The following is a 22,407-nucleotide window of genomic DNA, read 5'->3' as shown; positions in this document are numbered from 1 at the left end:
TTGTTTTGACTCTTAAAAAATTATATAAAAAATGAAAATCAAATGTCTAATAATAGATGATGAGCCATTAGCAATTAATGTAATAAAAAACTACATCGAACAAATTGAAGATTTAGAATTAATCAATTCATTCAGTAATTCCATTGAAGGTTTAAATTTTTTAAAAAACAACAGTGTTGATGTTATTTTTCTCGATATTAACATGCCCGTTTTAGATGGAATTAATTTTATTAAAAGTCTGGAAAATCCACCGCTACTTATCATCACAAGTGCCTATGACGAATTTGCAATAGAAACCTATGAATTAGATGTTCTGGATTATTTAGTCAAACCTATAGAATTTCCAAGGTTGATGAAAGCCGTGAATAAAATCAACAAAAGACTTGATACTACACATAAAACCCCTCAAGAAAACAGTAAAGATCATCCATTTATTTTTGTGAAAATTGACAAAAAGAAAATGAAAAAGATTTTTTTGGACGAAATTTTAGTAATCGAAAGCCTAAAGGATTATCTAAAAATAAACACTACTTCAGGCAAATACATCATCCACAGTACCTTATCCGATTTTACTAGTTTATTACCCGAAAGAGATTTTATTCGAATACACCGCTCTTATACTGTGGCTATTGATAAAATTGATGCCGTAGAGGGAAATAGCATCGAAATTGAAGGTTTACGATACGTTATAGGAAGATCTTATATTGACGAGGTAAAACAAAGAATATTAAATTCGGCGATATAATACCCACGGCATTCGCTTTTAAAAAATTTTTACACGAATTCCACAAATTTGCACGAATAGTAAACTTTAAAAATTTCACAAAATCATAAAAACGCTTAAATTCTTGACAATTCAATTTTAGCAATCTTTAATTCGTGAAATTCGTTTCTACTAGTTTTAAAAGCGAATCCTCTGTTTAATACCGATTTTTATAATTTTATTAAATATAAATTCCGTTCGCTCAATTCAACGAATTTCAAAAAGAGAATAAACAAAAAATGCAACCGCAAGGGTTGCATTTTTCAAGCTAACATAACCATAACCAACTTAAACTAACTAAACTATCTTTAATAATGATTAAAAATGATAACGCTTGAATGCTTCTATTGCAGCATATTCAGCTAATCCTAAATCATTGTATTTTTTTGCGGTTTCTCTATTTCTATCTTCGGCACGAACCCAAAATTCTCTACTATCATCGCCCTGAAACATAACGCCATCTTTTTGAGATTGGTGATAAAAAATAGCATGGCGTTTTTTAAGCACTTGGTCTGGACTCATAGGAACAGCCATTTCTATCTGGTAAGATTCCCATTCGTGCCAAGCTCCTCGATACAACCAAACCCAACAATCATCCATATAACTATTGTGTTTTAATTGTTTTAAAGCTTCAAACAAACTGTCTAAACATACCTTGTGGGTTCCGTGTGGATCGGCTAAATCTCCTGCTGCATAAATTTGATGTGGCTTGATATCTTCAATAAGATTGCACATAATTTTTATATCAACTGCTGTAAGATTGCCTTTTTTTACGGTTCCTGTTTCATAAAAAGGAAGGTCTAAAAAATGAACATTAGTATCTGGAACACCTAAATATCGGGTAGCTCCTAGAGATTCACTTCTTCTAATTAATCCTTTTAATTTTTGAACTTCAACCGAGTCAATATCGTTTTTCCCTTTGTTTTTCAAGAAATTAATAATGCTGTTGGACTCCTTTGATTCTGAATTTAAAACCGAAGAAACTTCGGCAAATTTCAATGCTTCTTCATTAGAAACAGCTATATTTCCCGAGGTTTGATACGCAATATGTACTTCGTGACCTTGTTCTACTAATCGATCAAAAGTTCCTCCCATCGAAATCACATCATCATCAGGGTGCGGACTAAAAATAATTACTCTCTTTTTTGAAGGATTAGAACGTTCAGGTCTGTAGGTATCATCAGCATCGGGTTTTCCGCCTGGCCAACCTGTGATGGTATGCTGTAGGAGATTGAACATTTTAATATTCAAGTTATAAGCTGTTCCTTCTTCGGCGATTAAGCCAGACATTCCGTTATCGTTATAATCTTTGTCGGTCAACTTCAAAATTGGTTTTGTCGTCAATTCGCTTAACCAAACTACTGCCTTTAATTTTAATTCTTCAGTCCAAACACATGATTTTACCAACCAAGGTGTTTTTACTCGGGTCAATTCTGATGATGCTTCGCTGTCTAAAACAAAAGTCGTGTTACTATGTTCTTGCAAATAGGTTGCTGGCACTTGTGAAGAAACTTCGCCTTCGATAGTATTTTTTAGAATATCTGCTTTGCTAATTCCCCAAGCTAAAAGAACGATTCTTTTTGCATTTCGAACCGTACCAATTCCCATTGTGATGGCTCTTCTGGGTACATTATCAATTCCTAAAAATGAGGAAGCAGCATCAACACGAGTCAAATGATCTAATGTAATACTTCTGGTTCCTGAATTAATATGTGAACCTGGTTCGTTAAACCCGATGTGTCCTGTTCTACCAATTCCTAGTAATTGAAAATCCAATCCGCCGTAGGATTTAATCTTCATTTCATAATCTATGCAGTATTGTTGTAGTTCTTCACTGCTTATATTACCGTCGGGAATATTGATGTTTTCTGGAAGAATATTTACATGATCAAAAAGATGTTCGTGCATAAAATGATGGTAACTTTGAATATTGTTTTTATCCATTGGATAATATTCATCCAGATTAAAGGTTACCACATTTGCAAAACTCAAACCTTCTTCTTTGTGCAATCTAACCAGTTCTTCATACACTTTTATAGGCGAAGATCCTGTTGCTAATCCCAGAATACAAGGCTCTCCCAATTCTTCTTTTAGTTGAATTAAATTGGCTATTTCATGTGCTACTAATACTGAAGCTTCTTTAGACGAATCAAAAATTACGTTATGAATTTTCTCAAAACGGGTTTCTTCAAATTTTCCAGCCTCTTTATAACTTATACCTTCTTTAATCATTTTAACAATTATTGGTTTATTACTATAGGATAAAATTAAAACTTTATTATTGGCTAGAATTAAAAATTCGACTAATAACTATTGGTCTTCGCCAAAAGACATAATTCTAAACTTAAAGTTGATTTTAAACAATTCATAATTACAATCAAGGTTATTCTATCACGTTTATTTCGCCTATCGTAAGGCTGTTTCCTTTTCCGATTTTTGCTTTTGCTACAAATTTTATGTACCTCGCTTTAACTTTCGAAAAAAGTTTAATTTGCTCTATTGGATTGTTTTTAATATTCGAAAATTCTCCTTCCGATTGCTTTGTCCATTGGATATTATCAATACTGGTGTAAAATTCATAATTAGAAATCAAATCCAGATTATTTCCCACTTGCTGCGGCACATAACTGAATCCTTTTATTACAATCAATTTGCCCATATCTATAGAAACTTCTTGAGGCAATTGGTGTTTATCATCTCCAAAACTCCAGCCCGTAGTAGAATTTCCGTCTATAATTCGTATTGCTGAATCCCTATCGCCACTAGAAGCAGTCTCGATTTTCCATTTTTCTTTAGACATTCCGTATTGAGCCGTTTGTACTGCACTGCTTCTATTTTCTGATATATTCACTGCAATTGCTTTTATTTGAACTGCTTTATTGTATCGAAAAGGAGCTTTATACAAAGTACTTTTCGCAGTTGGAACAGCACCGTCAAGAGTGTAATAAATACGATTTCCTGCTTCAGATTGCATTGTTACTTCGCCATTTTTATCTCTATTAATTTCGGGAATGTGTACAAAAGTAGGTGCGTTAAAAGCTTGAATATTCGACAAAACAATACTTGCTTTAGCATCTGTAATAGTTACTCGCAATGCCGAAGCAACTACTCTATCAAATCGTAAAATTCTTTTGTAACCAATAGTCGTTTCGGTGGCAATTGTTTTCCATTTTCCATCCACTTTAGCTTCTACTGTAAAGGCTTTAATGCGTTGTCCTAACTGTATGTATTCTTGAAGCAAAAGACGATTAACAGCAGTTGGGGTATTAAATTCAAATACAACAGCGGCTGTTTTTATCCCATCATCTGTTGCCCAATAGGAATTTTTGTCGCCATCGATAAGGTTTTTAGCCGAAAATGTATCGTCGTTTCCTCGAATATTAACTGCCGTAACTTTAGTTGCTACTAATAATTCTGTTTTAAAATCGGATTGAATGACTGCGGTAAATTCTTTTAGTCTCGTAATATCGTATTGGTTAATTAACCCTCTTTTGTCTGGAGGCAAATTCAACAGCAGAGTCGCATTTCGACCTATGGATTTATAATAAATATCAACCATTTCGTCCAATGAACGTACTTTATCATCTTCTACTTCGTGGTAAAACCAACCTGGTCTGATAGAAACATCGGCTTCTCCAGGAACCCATTTTTCGCCATCTTCATGTCCCGACATAAACTCGGAATAATGTACTTTTCCAGCCAAATCATCTTTTTGACGCAAAAGGCTCCAGTTGGTTGCATTGGCAAAACCTTCTTCATTTCCTATCCACCTTGCTTCCGATGGACCAATTCCCCAAACCAGTGTTTTGGGAGCCATTTTATAAATTAATTTATAGGTTTCATCCCAATCATAATATTGAAGTGTATTAATTTTTCGAATTTCATTGGCTCCGCCATAATAGCCGTCGCCACCATTAGCACCGTCAAACCACATTTCGAATACATCACCATAATTAGTGAGTAATTCTTTCAACTGATTTCTGAAATAAGTAATGTAGGCTGGTTTTCCGTAATCGGGATGATTTCTATCCCAAGGCGAAAGATAGAGCCCTAATTTTAAATCGTATTCTTTGCAGGCTACTGCCAATTCTTTTATAACATCGCCTTTGCCATTTTTCCAAGGCGAATTTTTTACAGAACGCTCTGTATAAGCTGATGGCCACAAACAAAAACCATCATGATGCTTCGCTACTAGTATAATTCCTTTCATTCCAGCTTCTTTAACCACTTTAGCCCATTGTCGTGCATCAAGAGCAGTTGGATTGAATAATTCAGGCGATTCGTCACCATAACCCCATTCTTTATTGGTAAAAGTGTTTAGAGAAAAATGGATAAAAGCATAAGATTCCATTTCCTGCCAATCTATTTGTTTTTGCGATGGAATTGGTCCAAAAGGCATCGGTGGTTTTATAAATTCATGACTATAAAGCGAATGTATAATGTAGAAAAAATTAAATAATAGAAATAGTTTTTTCATGAGAACGAACTTTGTTTTTGATTATTAATTATTTAGATATAAAATTATGGTATTTAAAATTCTAATACTCACAATTTCGACCAACAACAATTTTAAAAGAGTTTTGGGACATATCCTCTATTTTTGTACACTAAAAAAACCCAATACTAGACTATGTCTTGTATTGGGTTTTCAAATTTGAATTATAATTTACCTACGTCTGTAGCAATAACTATCCAAAATTAACTTACACTAGCAGCTAAATTTGTAGTTTTAATAGACTGCTTTTTTTGAATTTTATCATTCAATTTCAAAATTCTGTTCAACTGTTTTTGTTGAATGGTGTATTTTGTATAATATTTATACAATTCTTTTCCAATGATGAAAGTAGTTACAGAAATTCCTGTAAGCAAACCAATAAAGTAGTTAATATCCATAATTTCTATTTTTTTTTTTAATTTAAAAAGCGTTTTTATCACCCTTTAATGTTACTATAATTGTTAAAAAGCAAATTTTAATGTCTTTTATTAAACTCCAACGTTGTACATATTCAATATCTTTATTTACCCTACGTACCATATCAGACACTTCTTTTGTTTCGCCCCGAAGACCTGATACTTGTGCTAAACCCGTAATTCCTGGTTTGACAAAATGACGAACCATAAAATTATTAATATGATCATTATAATCTGATGTATGTTTAATCATGTGTGGACGAGGCCCTACAACACTCATGTCACCAATTAAAACATTAAAAAATTGAGGCATTTCATCTAAACTGGAACACCGAAGAAATTTTCCTATTGGTGTAATTCTCGAATCGCCTTTTTTAGCTTGTTGGCTTTCATCACCAACATTTACATACATACTCCTAAATTTATAACACCAAAAAGGTTCATTTTTTTTACCCGTTCGCATTTGCTTGAATAAAACTGGTCCTTTACTTTGCTTCTTGATAATAAATGCCAACAAAGGATAAAGCCACGACAATATGAAAACAATAACCAAACTGCTAAAAACAATATCAAAAACCCTCTTAACTAACCTATTATAAGCATTTTGCAATGGCTCATAACGAGGTTTAATCACATGAAAATTATCTAAATGCGTGGAACTAAAATGTTTCTTTGAAATGGATGAAAAATCAGGAACAAATTTCAATCGCATGCAATGTTTATCACCTAGTTCAAAGAAACAATTCAAGTCTGAAATAAAATCAGGTTTAGAAACAATATACAACTCATTTACATTTTGATTTGATGCATTCAGAATTGCTTCTGTAAGCGCCGCGGTAAACTCTTCATTATTCGTGTAATTGACTGTTGAATTTTCGTTAAGAATTCCCAAAAAATGAATAAAAAATGAGTTGCTTTCTAAATGAGTTGCTAATTCAATACTTGTTCTATTAAATCCCCAAATTGCTACTGTATAACGTTTGACAACCCAATTCTTAATTTTACCAATAATAATCGTAAACAAAATTCTTGACAACAAAAAATAAGCTAGCAAAAAGCTCAATTGAAACAAATTAGCTTTACTCCCAAAAAAGTAAATCACATCATCCTGAAAAATAAATATATAACTATGCCATAGAATTCTTTGTGTTAAGAAAGCACGCCAGCTGTTACTAAAAAAATATTCCAGACTAAAAAGAACGTCAACTCGGTACAATTTAAAATAGGTTACAGCAAACAACCAACTCAAAATTGTTATAGGAATCATTTTGTCAAGAAAGAGAGTATTCCAACCTACTATTTCTTCTGTAGCAAAATTTAAGAATAGTACTGTTCCTAGTACCATAGCAATCATATCTGCAATGGCACAGCAAATTATGAAGGTAAATTTATGCCGATTTCGCATTTCTTTCTTACTCTATTAAATAAAAAATATACTAATACTCCTATTATACTTCCTAGAATTCCGTAAAAGACATCTTCCAAGTCTTGATTTCTTTTCTGAATTAAAAATTGACCTCCTTCGGCTACACAAACTATAAATGTTGAAACACCTATGTTTTGTAAGAAATTCAAATTTTTATCATAACCTATGTCATTAGACCGCTTATGTTGGGCATAAGCCTCTAATAAAAAACCTACAGCCAAAAAAGGTACAGCAGTTCGTAAATTATAATAATGATTACTCCAGTTTAAAAGCCATACTGGCAAATAAGTTTCATTCTTAAAAGTAGAATCTGGTAACCATGAAAAATAAAAAACAACAGCAATCACAAAAAGCAATAGCAAGAGTACTATTTTTTTTGACATATTATATTATTTAGTTTTAATAAATCGGTTTGTTACAACTGAATTATTTGCGCACAATTTTTTATGCTTTGGATTTCCTTTTATACCAAGGTTTTTTTACTTTGGCTTCTTGATATTGATAACTGTAGTTTGGTCCATAGCCATAACCATAAGCTGTTTTCATATCTACTCCATTAATAACAACACCAACATTTTTTAATTGTTCCTTTTTAATAAAGTTATTTACACTACTTAAAGTACTTTTGTCTGTAAAATCATATTTCATAACATATACAGTAGCATCAGCCAAATAACTAAAATTGAGTGTATCGGATACCATTTGAACTGGAGCTGTATCCAAAATTATAAAATCATAAATTGTTTTTGCCTCTTCAATCAAAGACTCCAAATTAGAATTTGTCAACAATTGAGTTGGATTTGGAGGAATTTCTCCAGCGAATAGTATATCTAGATTTTCTGAAAAATTAGTATCTTTTCTTAAGAAGCTTTTCCAATCTTCACTTTTATTAGACAAGAAATCAGTAAGTCCTAATACATTTTTTTCTAAACCAAAGTACTCATGCAATTGAGGGTTTCTTAAATCGACACCTATCAATAATACTTTTTTATTAAGATTACTAATTGTTACAGCGTTGTGAAAAGCACAGAATGATTTCCCTTCTCCTTGAATAGAGGAAGTAAATACTATCAAATTTCCTTTATGTTCTTTTCTTCCTGGCAATAAATAGGTTACGTTCGAGAACAAGGTTCGAGTTGCCTCGGCTATTGTAGAACGAGAAGTTGCTGAATTGTCTAACTTTTCGTTAGTATCAATTTTAGGAATGTATCCTAAAAAAGGCACATTAGGCATTACTTTGTGGATATCCTCTTCATTATGCAACTTGGAATCTAACTGTAAACCAACATAAATAATTCCAAATGGTATCAATAATCCAAACATTAAGGCTCCTAACATAAATGATTTAGGCTGCGGAAAAATGGCTGAATAATTGGTTTCTGGTGAGTTTAAAGTCTTTAAATTCGATTCTAAAATAGCTCCGTTTAAAACTGCTTCTTCTCTTTTTTGCAATAATGCCGCATAAGTTCCTTCTTTTGTAACAAGATTACTATTGATATTTCCTAATATTTTATCCTGTGTTGGGATACTTTTCGCTTTTGAATCGGCAATGCTTTGTTCTGTTTTATTAACCTTATTGGTTTGTTTTAAAAAGTTCAAATAACCTTCTAGAGTGTTCAAAATTTCTTGTTTTTGAACCTGAAGTTGAGTCATTAAACTTATGTAAGTTGGATTGTTTTTTTGTGCCCTTTGCAAAATCAATTCACTTTCTAAAAGTCTAGCGTTATAATTTATCAGCATTTGATTTACTGTAGGGGCTTCTAATTTATAATCAGTACCCAAAGTTTTAGTAGGTCCTGATCTTCGTATATCATTTATAGCAAAATTGGTTAATGCTATTTGTTTTTCATTGAGCATGCTGCTCTCATTTTTCATACTCCTATCGGCCGTTTTTTCGACAATATAATTGTCCATTACCAATATGTCATTATTTTGTAAAAACTTTTCTTTTACACTCTCGATAGAGTCTTTTTCTTTACCAAAATTTCTTATTCTTTGATTTAAGTAGGAAACTGTATTGGTGAAAAGTTTTTGTTTGTTGATAACAATATTTTTGTCCAACAAGACAATAATTTCTTTTAGTATTTCTCTTGACTGTACTGGATTAACACCAACATGATTGAACTCAATTGTTCCTTTAGAATTTTCATCTGTCAAAACCTCTAGTGATGATTTTAGGTTATTTAAAGCAGCATCATTAGGTTCCAATTTCACTACATATTCATTTTCAAAATAAGCAGAAGGATTGTTTTTTGCTTTTGCTGATAATTGAATTGTAAAAGGCAATCCTTCTACTGTTTGTTTTCCATCAAATCCATTAACAGTATAGCTTTGTTCAGTAATTGGATCTGTAATGACAAATCCTTGACTATTAATTTTAATATCGTAAGCAACTTGTGGTAATAAATCTTTTGAGACGGTTGTCGTTACTAGAAAAGGAACTTCACCTATGTTTTTACTTTGAACATTATATACTTTTTCAAAATAATTTACATTCAAATTTAAACTTTTTACCACTTTCAATAAAAAATCATTGGATGTAGCTAATCTAATTTCTTCTTCTAACTTATCTTTATCACTTTTTTGATCACCACTAATAGTAATAATCTTTGTTTCTGCTTCTTTTTCTTTGTCAATAAAGATTAAAGCCGAAGTTTGGTAGGTGCTTGGCACTGACTTAATGTAAAGAAAAGCAGTACCCATAAATACAATCAAACTAACCAAAAACCAAGGCCAATATTGAAAATACTTGAAAAATTCTTTTTTAAAATCCATTTTTTTTTATTTGATAGATATAAATGTAATACTTTTTAGAGCAAGAAAAATCTAATCCAATACTGGAAATACTTAAATCATGCTTTTATGTAATTTGCTTTAATTTTGTTTTATTACCAAAAAGAGTGCTAAAAGAGAAGCTACCACTCCTAATAATTGGATTGGATCTTTGATTACCCCGCCACTATTTACTTTTAGTTTGTTAGGCGTTACTATAATAACATCGTTTTGTCTAATTCTAAAATCAGGATTAGACATCCAAGAAGATTTAGTTAAGTCAACATGATACACAATACGTTTACCATCCAATTCTCTAATTAATTTTACATCTTTTCGTATTGCCGAATAAGTTATGTCTCCAGCCATTCCTATTGCATCGAGTAAACTAATAGATTCTTCACTAAAAGGCTTTACGCCTGGTGCATTCACCTCACCTAAAATAGTAAATTTATTATTAAGCACTCGCACCTGTACCGTAGGGCTTACTAAATAACCTTCACTTATTAGGCGTGCCTTGATTGTTGCTTCAGCATCAGATGGAGTCAACCCTCCTACTTTAATCTCATTCAAAATAGGCAATGTTATATTTCCTTGAGGAGAAACTAAATAACCTGACAACTTCATCATATCTACTGATGTTTCACCAGTTGAAGAACCAATGTTAAATGGTGCTGCTACTACAGGATTAAGATCACTAATATCAACTTTTAATATATCATTTGTTTGAATCTTTGCTGTTGAATAAGTCAAAACAGAATTAGATTGCTTATCTATATCCTGCAAATAGAGCATTTGCCTCTTGGTAGTACAAGATTGTAATAGTAAAACAAAGAATAAAATTGTAGGTAGTAGGATTTTTTTCATGGGGTTTGAAATTTTTACAAAAAACATTAATTAATCAAAACATAATCTTGCTAAATTACCAATAAAAACAAAAGCAATTTTACAAAAAAAATAGTTTTTATAGTTGAACTAAATATTGCCTTAAAGCGATGGTTTTCTTAAGAAAAACAACTCCAAATGCGGCTAAACCATGAAATTTGTATATTTTATAATCTTCATACAAAACCTCAAAAGCACGTCTGATGCTGGTACTCATTCCTCCCATTCGCATTTTTACAATATAAGCATCAATGTAACTCATCTTTATTTTATACTTATACAAATAACGAAGTAAGAATTCTGTATCAGAAGCTATTTTAAAATCAAGATTATACAAACCATGTTGATCGATAACTGATTTTTTTATGTAAACCGTTGGATGAAGAGGCAACCAACCCTCTTTTACTTTTTTAAGGCTAAACATTCCGCCTATACGATTACGAATCAAGCGCTCTTCATTATCATTTGAAACATAAACACCATCTCCATAAACACCATCAATGTTTTGCTCATAATTAAAACGAGCTGCTATTCTACTTATAGCTTTCTTGTCATAAAACTCATCATCAGAGTGCATCAAACCGATAACATCTCCTGTTGCTAATTTCAATCCTTTATTTATTGCATCATACATCCCTTTGTCAGGTTCAGAAATATATCGACTAATTCTATCTCCATAAGACTCAATAATTTCTTTTGTTCCATCTGTAGAATTACCATCAACAATAATATATTCTACATCATCATAATCTTGTTCTAAAACACTATTAATGGCTTTACCAATAGTTGCTTTTCGATTGTAACACACAGTGATTATAGTAATTCTCATGATAATTATTTTTTAGGGTAAAATAAATGTTCTTCCTAATTTCCAAGGTAAAACTAGAACAAAAGAATTCTTCTAAAAAAAGTTCTCGACAAAGCACCGCAATAGTCGTTAAAAACACAAAAAAACACTCTTTTGAACTTATAAATAATGAATATGAGCTTACTCATCAAGAAATTAAAAAGTAACACAACCTAAATAAACAAACCTCTGAAACGAACTTTTTCCTGGAGAATTTAGTCATTATTGGGCAAAAAAAAGAGTAGAAAATAAAATTTTCTACTCTTTCTAATAAGATTAATTTATAAAGACAATCATAAGGTCTTTAAAATCATTCAACTCACATTACTTCAATAATAGCTTGTCAAAATAATTAATAGTTGTTGTCAATCCTTCTTTCAATTGTATTTTAGGTTCCCAACCTTGTAATTTTTCTTTAGCAAGAGCAATATCAGGTTGTCTTTGTTTTGGATCGTCTTGTGGCAATGGCATGTAAATAATTTTTGATTTTGACCCTGTCAATTCAATAATTGCTTCTGCTAATTCGAGCATGGTGAATTCATTTGGATTACCTAAATTCACAGGTCCTAAAAATGCTGGATCTGACCCCATCATTCGAATCATCCCTTCTACCAAATCATCTACATACTGAAACGAACGAGTTTGTAATCCATCTCCAAAAATAGTGATGTCTTTTCCTTCTAGGGCTTGTACAATAAAATTAGACACTACTCTACCATCGGCAGGATTCATATTTGGCCCATAAGTATTGAAAATTCGAATAATTTTTATGGCCACATCATTTTGATTGTGATAGTCCATAAACAAAGTCTCGGCACAACGTTTTCCTTCATCATAACAAGAACGAATTCCTATAGGATTCACATGCCCCCAATAGCTTTCCTTTTGAGGATGAACCAATGGATCTCCATAAACCTCACTTGTACTAGCTTGCAACACTTTAGCTTTAACACGTTTTGCTAATCCCAAAACATTAATGGCACCCATTACAGAAGTTTTGATTGTTTTTATTGGATTATATTGATAATGCACTGGCGATGCAGGACAAGCTAAATTATAGATTTCATCTACTTCGGCAAAATAAGGCTCTGTTATATCATGGCGAACCATTTCAAAATAAGGATGATCCAATAGTTCGATAATATTGGACTTGGCTCCTGTAAAGTAATTATCAAGACAAATTACATCATTACCTTCATTCAATAATCTTTTACACAAATGAGAACCTACAAATCCAGCTCCTCCGGTTACTAATATTTTTTTCATTTTAGTTTGTTTTTATTTTTTTTAATAATGCTACTTTAGTTTGAATTTGAAAGAAATAATGTGATTTGAAACGTGCTAAATAAAATCCTTCCTTCCCGTCTAAAAATCCTAATTTTAGAAAATAGGCTCCTATAAAATAAACTGCAGGAAGCAAGCCTGTATTAAGAAGACCGTATTTAATTTTTTGATTCAAAGATAAATGCCCGTTTTTTGATTGCTTGAGTTGTAAATATCTTTGCGCTTCCCAAGTAGAATAGGCATTGTGTTTATCAATATAATGTTCTAAATTTTTAAAATCTTTATGGACAACTTTTGCCTTGACAACACCTACTTTACCTTCTATTATAGGATGTTCGTGTACTTCCATGTCTAAATGACTCCATAAATCTTCGTCTATTTTCTCATAAGCTCCTTTAGATTTCTTAAACAATGCCGATTTATTGAAACCATAACCATAGCGAAGCTTTTTCCCCATAAAATAATTCTCAAACTGAATGGTATAACCATTATAATTAGGATCCAAAGTTTTGATAGCTACTTCATCTACAAAAGCATCTGTAACAAATTCATCTGCATCTAAAAACAAAATCCATTCATGTAAAAGGTTGGCGTTTTGAAGTGCCCAATTTCGCTTTTTCGGAAATTTACCATTCCAGTTAAATTGAAGTACTTCAGCTCCCATTTCTTTGGCAATAGTAATAGTATCATCAGTACTCCCTGAATCTACTACTATTAGCTGATCAAATCGCTTTAATTTCTCCAAACAAGATGGTAAATTGAGTGCTTCATTTTTAACTGAAACAATGACGGTAACAGGTATCTTATTCAAAATTTCTAGATTTTATAAATTTGGCAGGATTCCCTCCTACTATGGCGTTTTTATCTACATTTTTAGTCACTAAACTTCCTGCACCAACGATAGCATTTTCAGCAATAGTTACTCCTGGCATGATAAAAGCTCTAGCACCTATAAACACATTTCTTTCAATAGTAATTTTACTTGTTATTAAGTTCATGGCTGGCTGATCGAATGCGTGTGTGCCAGTGCAAAGATACACTTCTTGCCCAACAGTAGCATGCTCAAATATTTCGATAACCCCCAAAGTATAAGCATTTGCCCTATCCCCAAGACAGGCATAATCATGCAAAATTAGATTCCACGGAATTTGAATTCTAGCTCTTTGGTGTACAAAAGGTTTTCCGTAAATTTTACATCCAAATAATTTTAGCCAAAACAACCTCCACCGATTAGCGGGTTTTGGAGTCCAAACACAAAATAAAAGCCAAACATATTCCCAGACGAACATTTTTATCCTTTGGGATTTAGTCCATGGTGAATCATAGGGCGAATTTTGTTCGTACTGCTGTTTCATTTTTTATTTATTTAATTTTCATAGCCTTAAATTCCTTTAAAAATTCAGTTGCTAATTTTTCATTAGAATGGGTTTCATTAACCACTAATCCTGCTTTTGCTAAATCAACTAATCGTTTTGGATTATTAATTAAATCTTTAAGGTATTGACTCAAAATATCGACCCTATTTTCAGAACGATGATCGAAACATAAACCGTTTTTATCATGAATAAGAAAATCTTTAAAGCATTCTAGGTTTGATACAATAGTAGCACACCCCCAACTCATGGCTTCTAACGGTGATACCCCAAATGTCTCACCTTGCTCTGCCACAGAAGGATAAACAAATATCGATGCCTTTGAATATATTTCACTCAATTTATCGATATCAAAAACAGGTTCTATAAATACTACATTACTATTTTTGGCTAATTGTTTTAGCTCCTGCAAATAAGCATCTCCTCCACCTCCTGTAGCTGTAGAATAGGGACCAACAATTTGTAATTGCCAATCGTTTTTATTTAGTAACTCAAAGGATTTTATCAAAATATCCAATCCCTTTTCAGGATGAATTCTTCCTGTGTATAATATTAATTTTTCTTTTACGGAAAAATCTATTGCACTATTACTTTTAAAAGGTAATGTATTCGGTATCATCACCACTTTATCGAAATATTTTGCATTGATTTCGTCTTTTATTGCTTTTGCAACAGGAGTTGAGTTAGCTCTCAAACGACCATTATTAGTATAAAACTTCATTTGTCCTTTAGGCATCCTTGCTACATCAAGCATACATTTTTTTTGCTGCTTTGAGGATAAAAGAATCGGCAACCAAAAAGTATTGGAAATGATAATATCTGTATCATTCGGTATTTTTCGTATTGCTCTTAAAGTATAAAATAAATCTAAAATCTTAAGGACAATACCGGAAGATGGAGCTTCATAACCTTTGACTCTCGTATGGCTAATGCCTCCTTCAGTTTCAAAATCTAAAAAACCTTTGTGTGATTTTGATATATAACTTACTTCGTGCCCTTGAATCACGAATTCTTTTGCTAAACCGTACCACATTTTTTCAACAGCTCCACCTAAAACGGGAGGTATGGGAAAAAATGCACCTTGAACTATTGTTATTTTCATCCCTTTAAAATAGTATTATACAATTCAACCATATCCTTTCCTATTGCCTGCATGTCATATTTTTTTTTAACAAGGTTTTTTCCATTATTACCCATATTAGCTATAACTTCTGAGGGGGTATTGAAAATTTTTGACAAAGTTAATTTTAAATTTTCTACAGACAAATCAATCCACCAACCACAATTATAACTTTCTAAATCTTGCCAAGGAGTTCCCGTAGTGGTTACTACAGGTACACCAACTGCTAATGACTCTGCTACTACAATACCAAAATTTTCGCTATGAGTTGGCAAAACCATCACATCAGCTAATCGCAAAAAATTCCATTTGGCTTCTTCATACATCGCTCCAACGAAAAAGACGTTTTTCAGATCTTGAGCACTTTGACTCAAATTTTCGATATAGGCTGCATCTCCGTTACCCGCTATTTCCAAAGTCCAACCTTTAGTTTCTAAATTCCGCCAAGCTTCTAATAAGATTTCAATTCCCTTTTTGGGATGAATTCGGGATAAAAATACTATTTTTTTTGTTCCATAATAGGTTTTAATCTCTTTCACATCAGTTAAATCAATACCGTTGGGAATAATTGTAATTGGATTATCATAACCTAATTTCCGAATACTATCTTCCTCCATTTGAGCAGTTGCGTGTAGGATATCTACAGTTTGAATTGCTTTATTTTGAAATAAAAAAAGAGCAATTTTTTTCTTCAAAGGATTATGTTCCAAAATCCAAGATTCTAACATTCCATGTGGAGACAAAACAACTTTTATCTTTAATTCTTGAGCCACTTTTTGAAATCCCCAGTTTTGAGGACTCCAAATACCATTAATATGTACAATATCAGGTTTCTCATTTTTAAGAAAAAAGCGAAACTCATTTAGCATAGAAAACCAGCGAAACATACTAGTATTGAAAAATTTTATAGAAACTCCATCTATCGTTATAGGCTCTTCAGAAACACCTGTAGCAATGATAAGAGTAATATCGTCTTTTAATGCTTTACTCAATAAACGCATGTATTCGGTAGTTCCACCACCACCTTTATCGACACTGGCTATAAAATGGATTACTTTCATTTATTTTGTAAAATTTGTGAATATATTGTTTCTATGGCATCAACAAAACCTTGTGATGAAAATTTTCTTGACCGTAAAATTGATTTTTTTATAGCATTATCTCTTTCCTCAGGAGTCAAATTGATTACTTTTTCTAATTCTTTGGCAGCTGAAGTTTTCCAATTTAATACTACTTCATGATTATTTGGTTTTTTTGGAACATAAAAACCAGCATCTCCCGCTACTTCTTTCATAGGGTCTTCGTTTGTTGTAATAACCAAACTTCCAGAAGCCATAGCTTCAACGATTGGCCAACCAAAACCTTCATACAACGATGGAAAAAGCATCACCGTGGCTCCTTGATAAAACTGTTTCAAATCCGAATCGCCAATATTTGTTATAAAAAAAATTGACTTTGAAACTTTTGACTTTTCTTTAAATACTACCATTTCACCAGTAGGAGGTTCTCCAACCAAAATTAATGGAACTTTTGCTTCAAATTCTTTCGCCCACTGATCATAAATTTCTAGAACTCCAAATTTATTTTTATAAAAGGCATTTCCCCCAACGTGCAAAATATATCCTTTGGATAAATCGACATTAAATTTTTTGGATAATATCTCTCTTAACACAACAGTCTCTACTGCAGGTTCGAAATTTTGATTCAAACCATTATAGACTACTTGTGATGTTTTTGGAGCATTAATCAAAAAATGATGTAAATCGGTTTGGGTTTTTTTAGAAATACTGATAAAATTTTCAGCCTTACGATAACCACAACGAATAAATTTTTGATAGTATTTTCCACTTATTCCTGTTTTGTTTTCAGGTAACAACCCAAATGCAGACTGTTGAGCCAAAAAATCATGACAATGTACTACATGAAATCTTTTCTTAACTAGAGGCACCCAAGGTCCTAATGCATTATCCGTAAAAACAAACAATGTTGCTTTATCATTGGTAAGTAATCTAAATTTTACTGCAATAGGAAAAATTATATATTGATCTACATAACCCAACCATTTTTCTAAAATTGGTTTTCTAAAAGCTAATTTAAAAAAAACAGCTTTAGGACTCCACACAGTAATTTCATGCCCTTTTTTTTGCATACCTGCCATAATCATTTGAGCAAATCTTGGCATGCTTTGATGAGCTAAAAATGAAGGGTGAGTAAAAAGTACTATTTTCATCTATTCGATTTTCGAATTCATATTTATACTCGCTACTAAAAGACCAGATGCTACTATTGCGCAACCTAACATACTTGGTTGAGCCCATTGTCCTTGGATAATTAAATACAATGCCGTTCCACAAAATATTAAAGGCAATAATTTATCTTCCTTTGGTAATTTAATTGACTTAAACAACAGCCCAAATGCAAAAATTATTCTTAAAACAATAAGTCCTCCTCCTAGAATAAGTCCTTGTTCACCACCAACACGACCTAACTCACTTTCTGAAATTAAGAAACTAGTTTTTCCTGTTAACATTTGAGATCCTGCATTAGTTCCCATTCCTAAATAACCTTTAAATAAAGGTTCATTCAATAAACTAACAATAGGTCCAGCAAAATCAGTAAAAACTCTCATGAAAAAAGAACCTTTTAATCCGCCTCCTTGTTCATTTGCCGTATCTACTCTATCCATAAAAACTTCTGTTCCTAAACTAAAAATCGGGGTCGTTTTCTGCAAAATAATAAATAATACAACAATAGCTATAATTGCAACCAACAACCTAACTATTGATTTAAAACTAGTTGAAGAGCCTACAAGTGCAAACAAACCAACTAATATAACTCCCGCTACGGCTGTTCTACTAACCGTTAACGGCAAAGCTATTAACAAAGCTATTGTACTTGCAATAAGTAAAATCTTGGAACAAGCCTCTTTAGACAGCCAAAAATAAAACACAAATACAGATGCCACAATATAATAAGACGATAATCCTGTTGTAAATGAAAATGTTCCAGAAGGTCGGAAATAACCCATTGAACCCGAAAAACCAGCACTACCTTCTCCTCCAATACCAGTGTTGATGGGAGCCGTTTGTGGACTTATAAATTGAAAATAAACAATTAAAGTTACCAAAATATTGACTGCTAACATCACACGCCCTATCTTAAGTATATCTTCCTTTGTAATAACCGCACCAATTACAAAAATCAATGGAAAGTGTAATAACATTATTCTGGCGCCATAAATACCTACAAATAAATTCCCATGCCCAAAACTCATGGTAATTGCTAAACTCAATAATGTAAAAATGGAACTTAAAACAATATAAGGATTTACAAATTTCACATTCAAATAAAATGCACGCAATAGGATATAAATAGCAATTGGATCACGTACAACCAATAAAGGAGTCGCTAAACCAGGTAAAATCCATTTACGCAAAGCGCCTTCAAAAATCCAAAGTAAAAAATACATCCAAATGGCTATTTTTATTGAATTATAATTTGGAATTACTTCTTCTTTTACTGCTATTGTAGTCATTAATCTTATTTGTTTGTAAAATCTAACAATGAAATTGCATCTGCCATTTCTTGACCATAAACCGACCAAGGACGAGTTTTTGCTTTATTTTGAGCTGCTATTCCAAATTGTTCTACTATTGCTGGTTTTGCCAGTATTTCATTAAAAACTTCTTTTATTGCTTTTGAAGAACCCGCTGGAACAATCCATCCATCCTCACCGTTTTTTATCAAATCGGGACCAGCTGTACGCTCTGTTGTAATAACAGGTACTCCTTGTGACATGGCTTCGGTAATAACTAATCCGAATCCTTCAAAAAGAGACGGAAAAACAAAAACATCATGCTCCTGCATACAAGCCAAAACTTCGTTATGAGATAATGACGGAATCCATTTATGTTGCTCTAAAGCTAAATTCAATACTTTACAATTCGGTACAGCTTTATTTCCTACTATAGTTAACTCTATTTTGTCTTGCATTCCTTCTACTGATTCAAACAAATAAGAAAGCCCTTTGCGTTGTGACAAACCTCCTATAAACAAAACTTTAAGTTTACGATTTACAAGTGATTGGTATTCTTTTTTTTGCTTCACTTCTGGAAAACCGTACGGAATTACTTTTATTTCTGGCAAATTTCCTGAATAGTCTTCTAATGTTTTTTTGGTAAAACTACTGGCCACAAAAATAACATCTGCCAAGGCTAATTCTTGATCTTTTTTATCCAACTTATCAGATGAGTCACTAAAACCAGTAAGTGTGCTAGACCAATCAGGATTGATTTCGAATTCTTTTTGCATTAACGAACGAGCACTTTTCCAATAACCAATGGGTAAATCATATATACAATAAAGCCCCATTTGCTTGGCTTTAGCAAAAGTGGTTAATGCCCCATCTTCATAAGCATAAACTCCTTTAATCCCCTCTTTTTTTGCTTTGGATAAATTTCTAGACACCCATTTATCATGATTTTCATATACTTTGTCAATACAAAAAAAACCTTTTTCATGTGTTAATAAAAACTCTAATTTTAACTTCGAAGCTAAAAGACGACCAAACTCATAAAAAGATTTTGACCGTGTATAAGGTTGCCAAGACTGACTTAAACTCCTTCTTTTTAAGTCTTTTAATTTCGGATTGCTAGCTAACTTATATAGTAATTGTCCTTGGAATATTGCTATTGCTGTAAACAACTTGTAAATCAAATTGTTTTTCAACAAACCAGTTACCAAGTTTTTTGAATTGGCGTTTAAAGTAGGATGAGATACTAATACCTTCATATTTTGGATATAGAATTAATAAATTGTGTTACTAATCGATGCAAATCAAGTATTTGAACTTCTACCGGAATTATATTCAATTTATTTTTTTCATATTTAATAATTTGCGGAATAACATACTGCCCTTTTGTTGGTGTCCAATCACGCGAAACACAAATTGTTCTTATTTGATGTTCTCTGTAAGCTGCATAAACGCCACTTTTTTCAGTCTGAAAATAAGGCGTTGTAGAAATTCCAAAATCACTGTTGACAAGCACTTGAGATATTACATTTTCAGGTTGTATTCCTAGAACTTCGTGAGAAATCTTATACTTATCAAGTATTGTTGTAAAAGTAGTCAGTTCAGCACCATTTTTACCTATAAAAACAAACTTTATTGGTTTTTTAAATTTCGTTAAATTAGCCTTTAAATCTTCTACAAAATCATTAAAAGGAGCACCAGGATGAATGGTTCCAAATAGCACAAACTGAATAAAATCTGACTGCTCTTTTTTTTCTGCTGTTAAGGGAATATTACCGCAAATTGGCAAAAGATCAGCATCGATTTTATGAGATTGAAGAAAAAATTGGTATAATTTATTTTGTGTAGTATTGAATCGAGGTTGAATTTGATGCACTAATTTTTTAACAATCCTTTGTTGTAATTTACCGATACACTTATGTTTGAATGAAGATTCTTTATCAATTCCTAACCACAATTCGTGAAACATAATATGCCATTTGTGATTTCCTTTGATTTTTTTAAAGAAAGTTGGCAACCAAAAAGGCAATCCTTTCGGGTTAAAACTATACGGCACAAATTGCAAAGAAATCCAATCGGGTTGAAAATTGTTTACAACTTCTTGTAACCAAATAAAACGCTGATTATTTGAGGCTGAAACAGGAATTCGATGCACTATTACGGTAGTTTGCTCTACCATTTGATTACTACTTTTAGTAAAAGAAGTAGCTTCGTGGTCACACAAAGATATAATTTGAGCATCCTGATTATTTCGAATGAGTCCACCACACATTCGCCTGGTGTAATCCCCTACACCATCTTTGCCTGGTTCGGCAGAGCCACAAATGAAAAGGATTCTCATTTTACATACTTGTTTTTATAGTACCTTAATAAATTTCGAAAATGAAAAGGCTCAAAAAACCTAATATACTCCGCTAAATAATCAAAAATCGAAACATCCTTCCTAAAGGCATGTAAAGTAGCAGCTGCATCTGAAAGAAAATGAAATTGATTGTCAAATGACATGAATTTTTCATAATTTTTTCGAGCATTAGCTCCCAACTCGATATACTCGTTTTCCCTACTTTTTAAAATATTTTCAATTTGGTGAACGTCTTTCTCTGGAATTCTAATCGAACAACTGTCCCAATCAATTCCTATTATTGGAATCCATTCGTCTGAAATTATTACTGGAGCAATACCCAGTTTCATACTTTCAAACAGTCTGTAAGAGCTAGGTCCAATACCACGGGGACACAATATAAATTTGCTTTGAACTAAAATTTCTGCATAATTTTTAAAATAAACATCCCGTTCTTCATCATCTAAATCCCATGAATTCGTATTTTTTGTGTCATGAATATTCTTATCACCTTGATAGAATGCTACAATCTTATCCCTTACTGGAGGATAGGTACGACAAGCTCCCATGAATGAAAATAAATATTTCTTCTCAACATTATTCTCTGGTTGGTATTGAATATATGGATTCAAAGAAATTTGTTCGAGATAATGATAAGGATGGTGTATCTTTTTATTAAAATTAGATTTACAAATAGAAGGTGATATCGTTGGCAAAAGAGTTATATTATTGTCATCGTCATGATACAAATAACATTTTTTCTTATATAGCTTATAGAGTGGATGCCTTATTACTTGAAAAAAATAAGGGTCATCACCAGGATGATGCTCAACAAAAATTATAATATCAGCTTTTTTTGGATTCTCTTCTAAAACATATTTTTTAAAAGGATCATACAAACTAGATTTTTTTAAATTTTGAAAAGCAAAATTATACTGGTCTTCATCATAAGCTGATAAAATATAAACTTTCATATAAACTTTCTTTTTAATCAAATAAAAGACTCAACAAAATCTTTCTTAAATATAATTTCATTTTAACAAATTATTCAAAAATACTATTTGAATTTTGTGAAAATAAATTTAAAATTATCATACTTAAACCAAATATTATAAAGATGATTTAAAAAAAACAAATTTAAAATTAATTCTTA

The 22,407-nt window shown here is 32.0% G+C and carries 19 protein-coding genes; 1 reads left to right on the top strand and 18 read right to left on the bottom strand.

Going from position 1 to position 22,407, the window contains the following annotated elements; all coding sequences use genetic code 11:
• Nucleotides 1–31 precede the first annotated feature (31 nt).
• The gene (locus tag OZP15_RS04860; RefSeq protein ID WP_071185486.1) at nt 32–745 is read left to right on the top strand and encodes a LytR/AlgR family response regulator transcription factor; all 714 of its coding nucleotides are present in this window, start codon (nt 32–34) and stop codon (nt 743–745) included.
• 336 nt (nt 746–1,081) lie between these two features.
• Here OZP15_RS04860 and nagB read toward each other — a convergent pair whose 3' ends face one another.
• The 18 genes from nagB to OZP15_RS04770 all read right to left on the bottom strand — a co-directional run bounded on the left by nagB (nt 1,082) and on the right by OZP15_RS04770 (nt 22,228).
• Complete coding sequence (nagB, locus tag OZP15_RS04855; RefSeq protein ID WP_269227379.1) at nt 1,082–2,995, bottom strand: glucosamine-6-phosphate deaminase; 1,914 nt, start codon at nt 2,993–2,995, stop codon at nt 1,082–1,084.
• 151 nt (nt 2,996–3,146) lie between these two features.
• Entirely contained in the window at nt 3,147–5,240 is a 2,094-nt protein-coding gene (locus OZP15_RS04850; RefSeq protein ID WP_281337170.1) for an alpha-L-fucosidase, read from the bottom strand.
• A 221-nt stretch (nt 5,241–5,461) separates the two neighbouring features.
• Nucleotides 5,462–5,656 carry a hypothetical protein gene (locus OZP15_RS04845; RefSeq protein WP_269227377.1) on the bottom strand — a complete coding sequence of 65 codons (195 nt, stop codon included), beginning with the start codon at nt 5,654–5,656 and terminating at the stop codon, nt 5,462–5,464.
• Nucleotides 5,657–5,678: 22 nt separating this feature from the next.
• Complete coding sequence (locus tag OZP15_RS04840; protein ID WP_281337468.1) at nt 5,679–7,028, bottom strand: exopolysaccharide biosynthesis polyprenyl glycosylphosphotransferase; 1,350 nt, start codon at nt 7,026–7,028, stop codon at nt 5,679–5,681.
• 20 nt (nt 7,029–7,048) lie between these two features.
• Nucleotides 7,049–7,483, bottom strand: a complete 435-nt coding sequence (locus OZP15_RS04835; RefSeq protein ID WP_269227374.1) for a VanZ family protein — start codon at nt 7,481–7,483, stop codon at nt 7,049–7,051.
• Nucleotides 7,484–7,544: 61 nt separating this feature from the next.
• Entirely contained in the window at nt 7,545–9,875 is a 2,331-nt protein-coding gene (locus tag OZP15_RS04830) for an exopolysaccharide transport family protein (RefSeq protein WP_281337169.1), read from the bottom strand.
• 99 nt (nt 9,876–9,974) lie between these two features.
• Nucleotides 9,975–10,739 (bottom strand): polysaccharide biosynthesis/export family protein, encoded by a 765-nt coding sequence (locus OZP15_RS04825; RefSeq protein WP_269227372.1) that lies wholly within the window; start codon nt 10,737–10,739, stop codon nt 9,975–9,977.
• A gap of 97 nt (nt 10,740–10,836) precedes the next feature.
• Nucleotides 10,837–11,586: a glycosyltransferase family 2 protein gene (locus tag OZP15_RS04820; RefSeq protein ID WP_269227371.1), complete on the bottom strand. Its 750-nt coding sequence runs from the start codon at nt 11,584–11,586 to the stop codon at nt 10,837–10,839.
• Between the two features lie 342 nt (nt 11,587–11,928).
• Nucleotides 11,929–12,870 (bottom strand): UDP-glucuronic acid decarboxylase family protein, encoded by a 942-nt coding sequence (locus OZP15_RS04815; protein WP_281337168.1) that lies wholly within the window; start codon nt 12,868–12,870, stop codon nt 11,929–11,931.
• A gap of 1 nt (nt 12,871) precedes the next feature.
• Entirely contained in the window at nt 12,872–13,699 is an 828-nt protein-coding gene (locus OZP15_RS04810) for a glycosyltransferase family 2 protein (protein WP_281337167.1), read from the bottom strand.
• On the bottom strand, nt 13,692–14,243 hold the full coding sequence (locus tag OZP15_RS04805) for a DapH/DapD/GlmU-related protein (protein ID WP_269227367.1): 552 nt from the start codon (nt 14,241–14,243) through the stop codon (nt 13,692–13,694). Before OZP15_RS04805 ends, OZP15_RS04810 begins: the two co-directional genes overlap by 8 nt.
• 7 nt (nt 14,244–14,250) lie before the next feature.
• On the bottom strand, nt 14,251–15,363 hold the full coding sequence (locus tag OZP15_RS04800) for a glycosyltransferase family 4 protein (RefSeq protein WP_281337166.1): 1,113 nt from the start codon (nt 15,361–15,363) through the stop codon (nt 14,251–14,253).
• Nucleotides 15,360–16,442 (bottom strand): glycosyltransferase, encoded by a 1,083-nt coding sequence (locus OZP15_RS04795; protein ID WP_281337165.1) that lies wholly within the window; start codon nt 16,440–16,442, stop codon nt 15,360–15,362. The genes OZP15_RS04800 and OZP15_RS04795 overlap by 4 nt, the downstream gene beginning before the upstream one ends.
• Entirely contained in the window at nt 16,439–17,611 is a 1,173-nt protein-coding gene (locus tag OZP15_RS04790) for a glycosyltransferase family 4 protein (protein ID WP_281337164.1), read from the bottom strand. Before OZP15_RS04790 ends, OZP15_RS04795 begins: the two co-directional genes overlap by 4 nt.
• On the bottom strand, nt 17,612–18,916 hold the full coding sequence (locus tag OZP15_RS04785) for a hypothetical protein (RefSeq protein WP_281337163.1): 1,305 nt from the start codon (nt 18,914–18,916) through the stop codon (nt 17,612–17,614).
• A 5-nt stretch (nt 18,917–18,921) separates the two neighbouring features.
• Nucleotides 18,922–20,172, bottom strand: coding sequence for a glycosyltransferase family 4 protein (locus OZP15_RS04780; protein WP_281337162.1), 1,251 nt, complete (start codon nt 20,170–20,172; stop codon nt 18,922–18,924).
• The gene (locus OZP15_RS04775) at nt 20,169–21,254 is read right to left on the bottom strand and encodes a glycosyltransferase family protein (protein ID WP_281337161.1); all 1,086 of its coding nucleotides are present in this window, start codon (nt 21,252–21,254) and stop codon (nt 20,169–20,171) included. The genes OZP15_RS04780 and OZP15_RS04775 overlap by 4 nt, the downstream gene beginning before the upstream one ends.
• Nucleotides 21,251–22,228 carry an exostosin domain-containing protein gene (locus tag OZP15_RS04770; protein WP_269227355.1) on the bottom strand — a complete coding sequence of 326 codons (978 nt, stop codon included), beginning with the start codon at nt 22,226–22,228 and terminating at the stop codon, nt 21,251–21,253. Before OZP15_RS04770 ends, OZP15_RS04775 begins: the two co-directional genes overlap by 4 nt.
• Nucleotides 22,229–22,407 lie beyond the last annotated feature (179 nt).

It is taken from the genome of Flavobacterium eburneipallidum (genome assembly GCF_027111355.2).
GTDB classification, from domain to species: domain Bacteria; phylum Bacteroidota; class Bacteroidia; order Flavobacteriales; family Flavobacteriaceae; genus Flavobacterium; species Flavobacterium eburneipallidum.
Note: the sequence above shows the minus strand (reverse complement) of the source record. Positions and strands in the feature narration are given on the sequence as shown.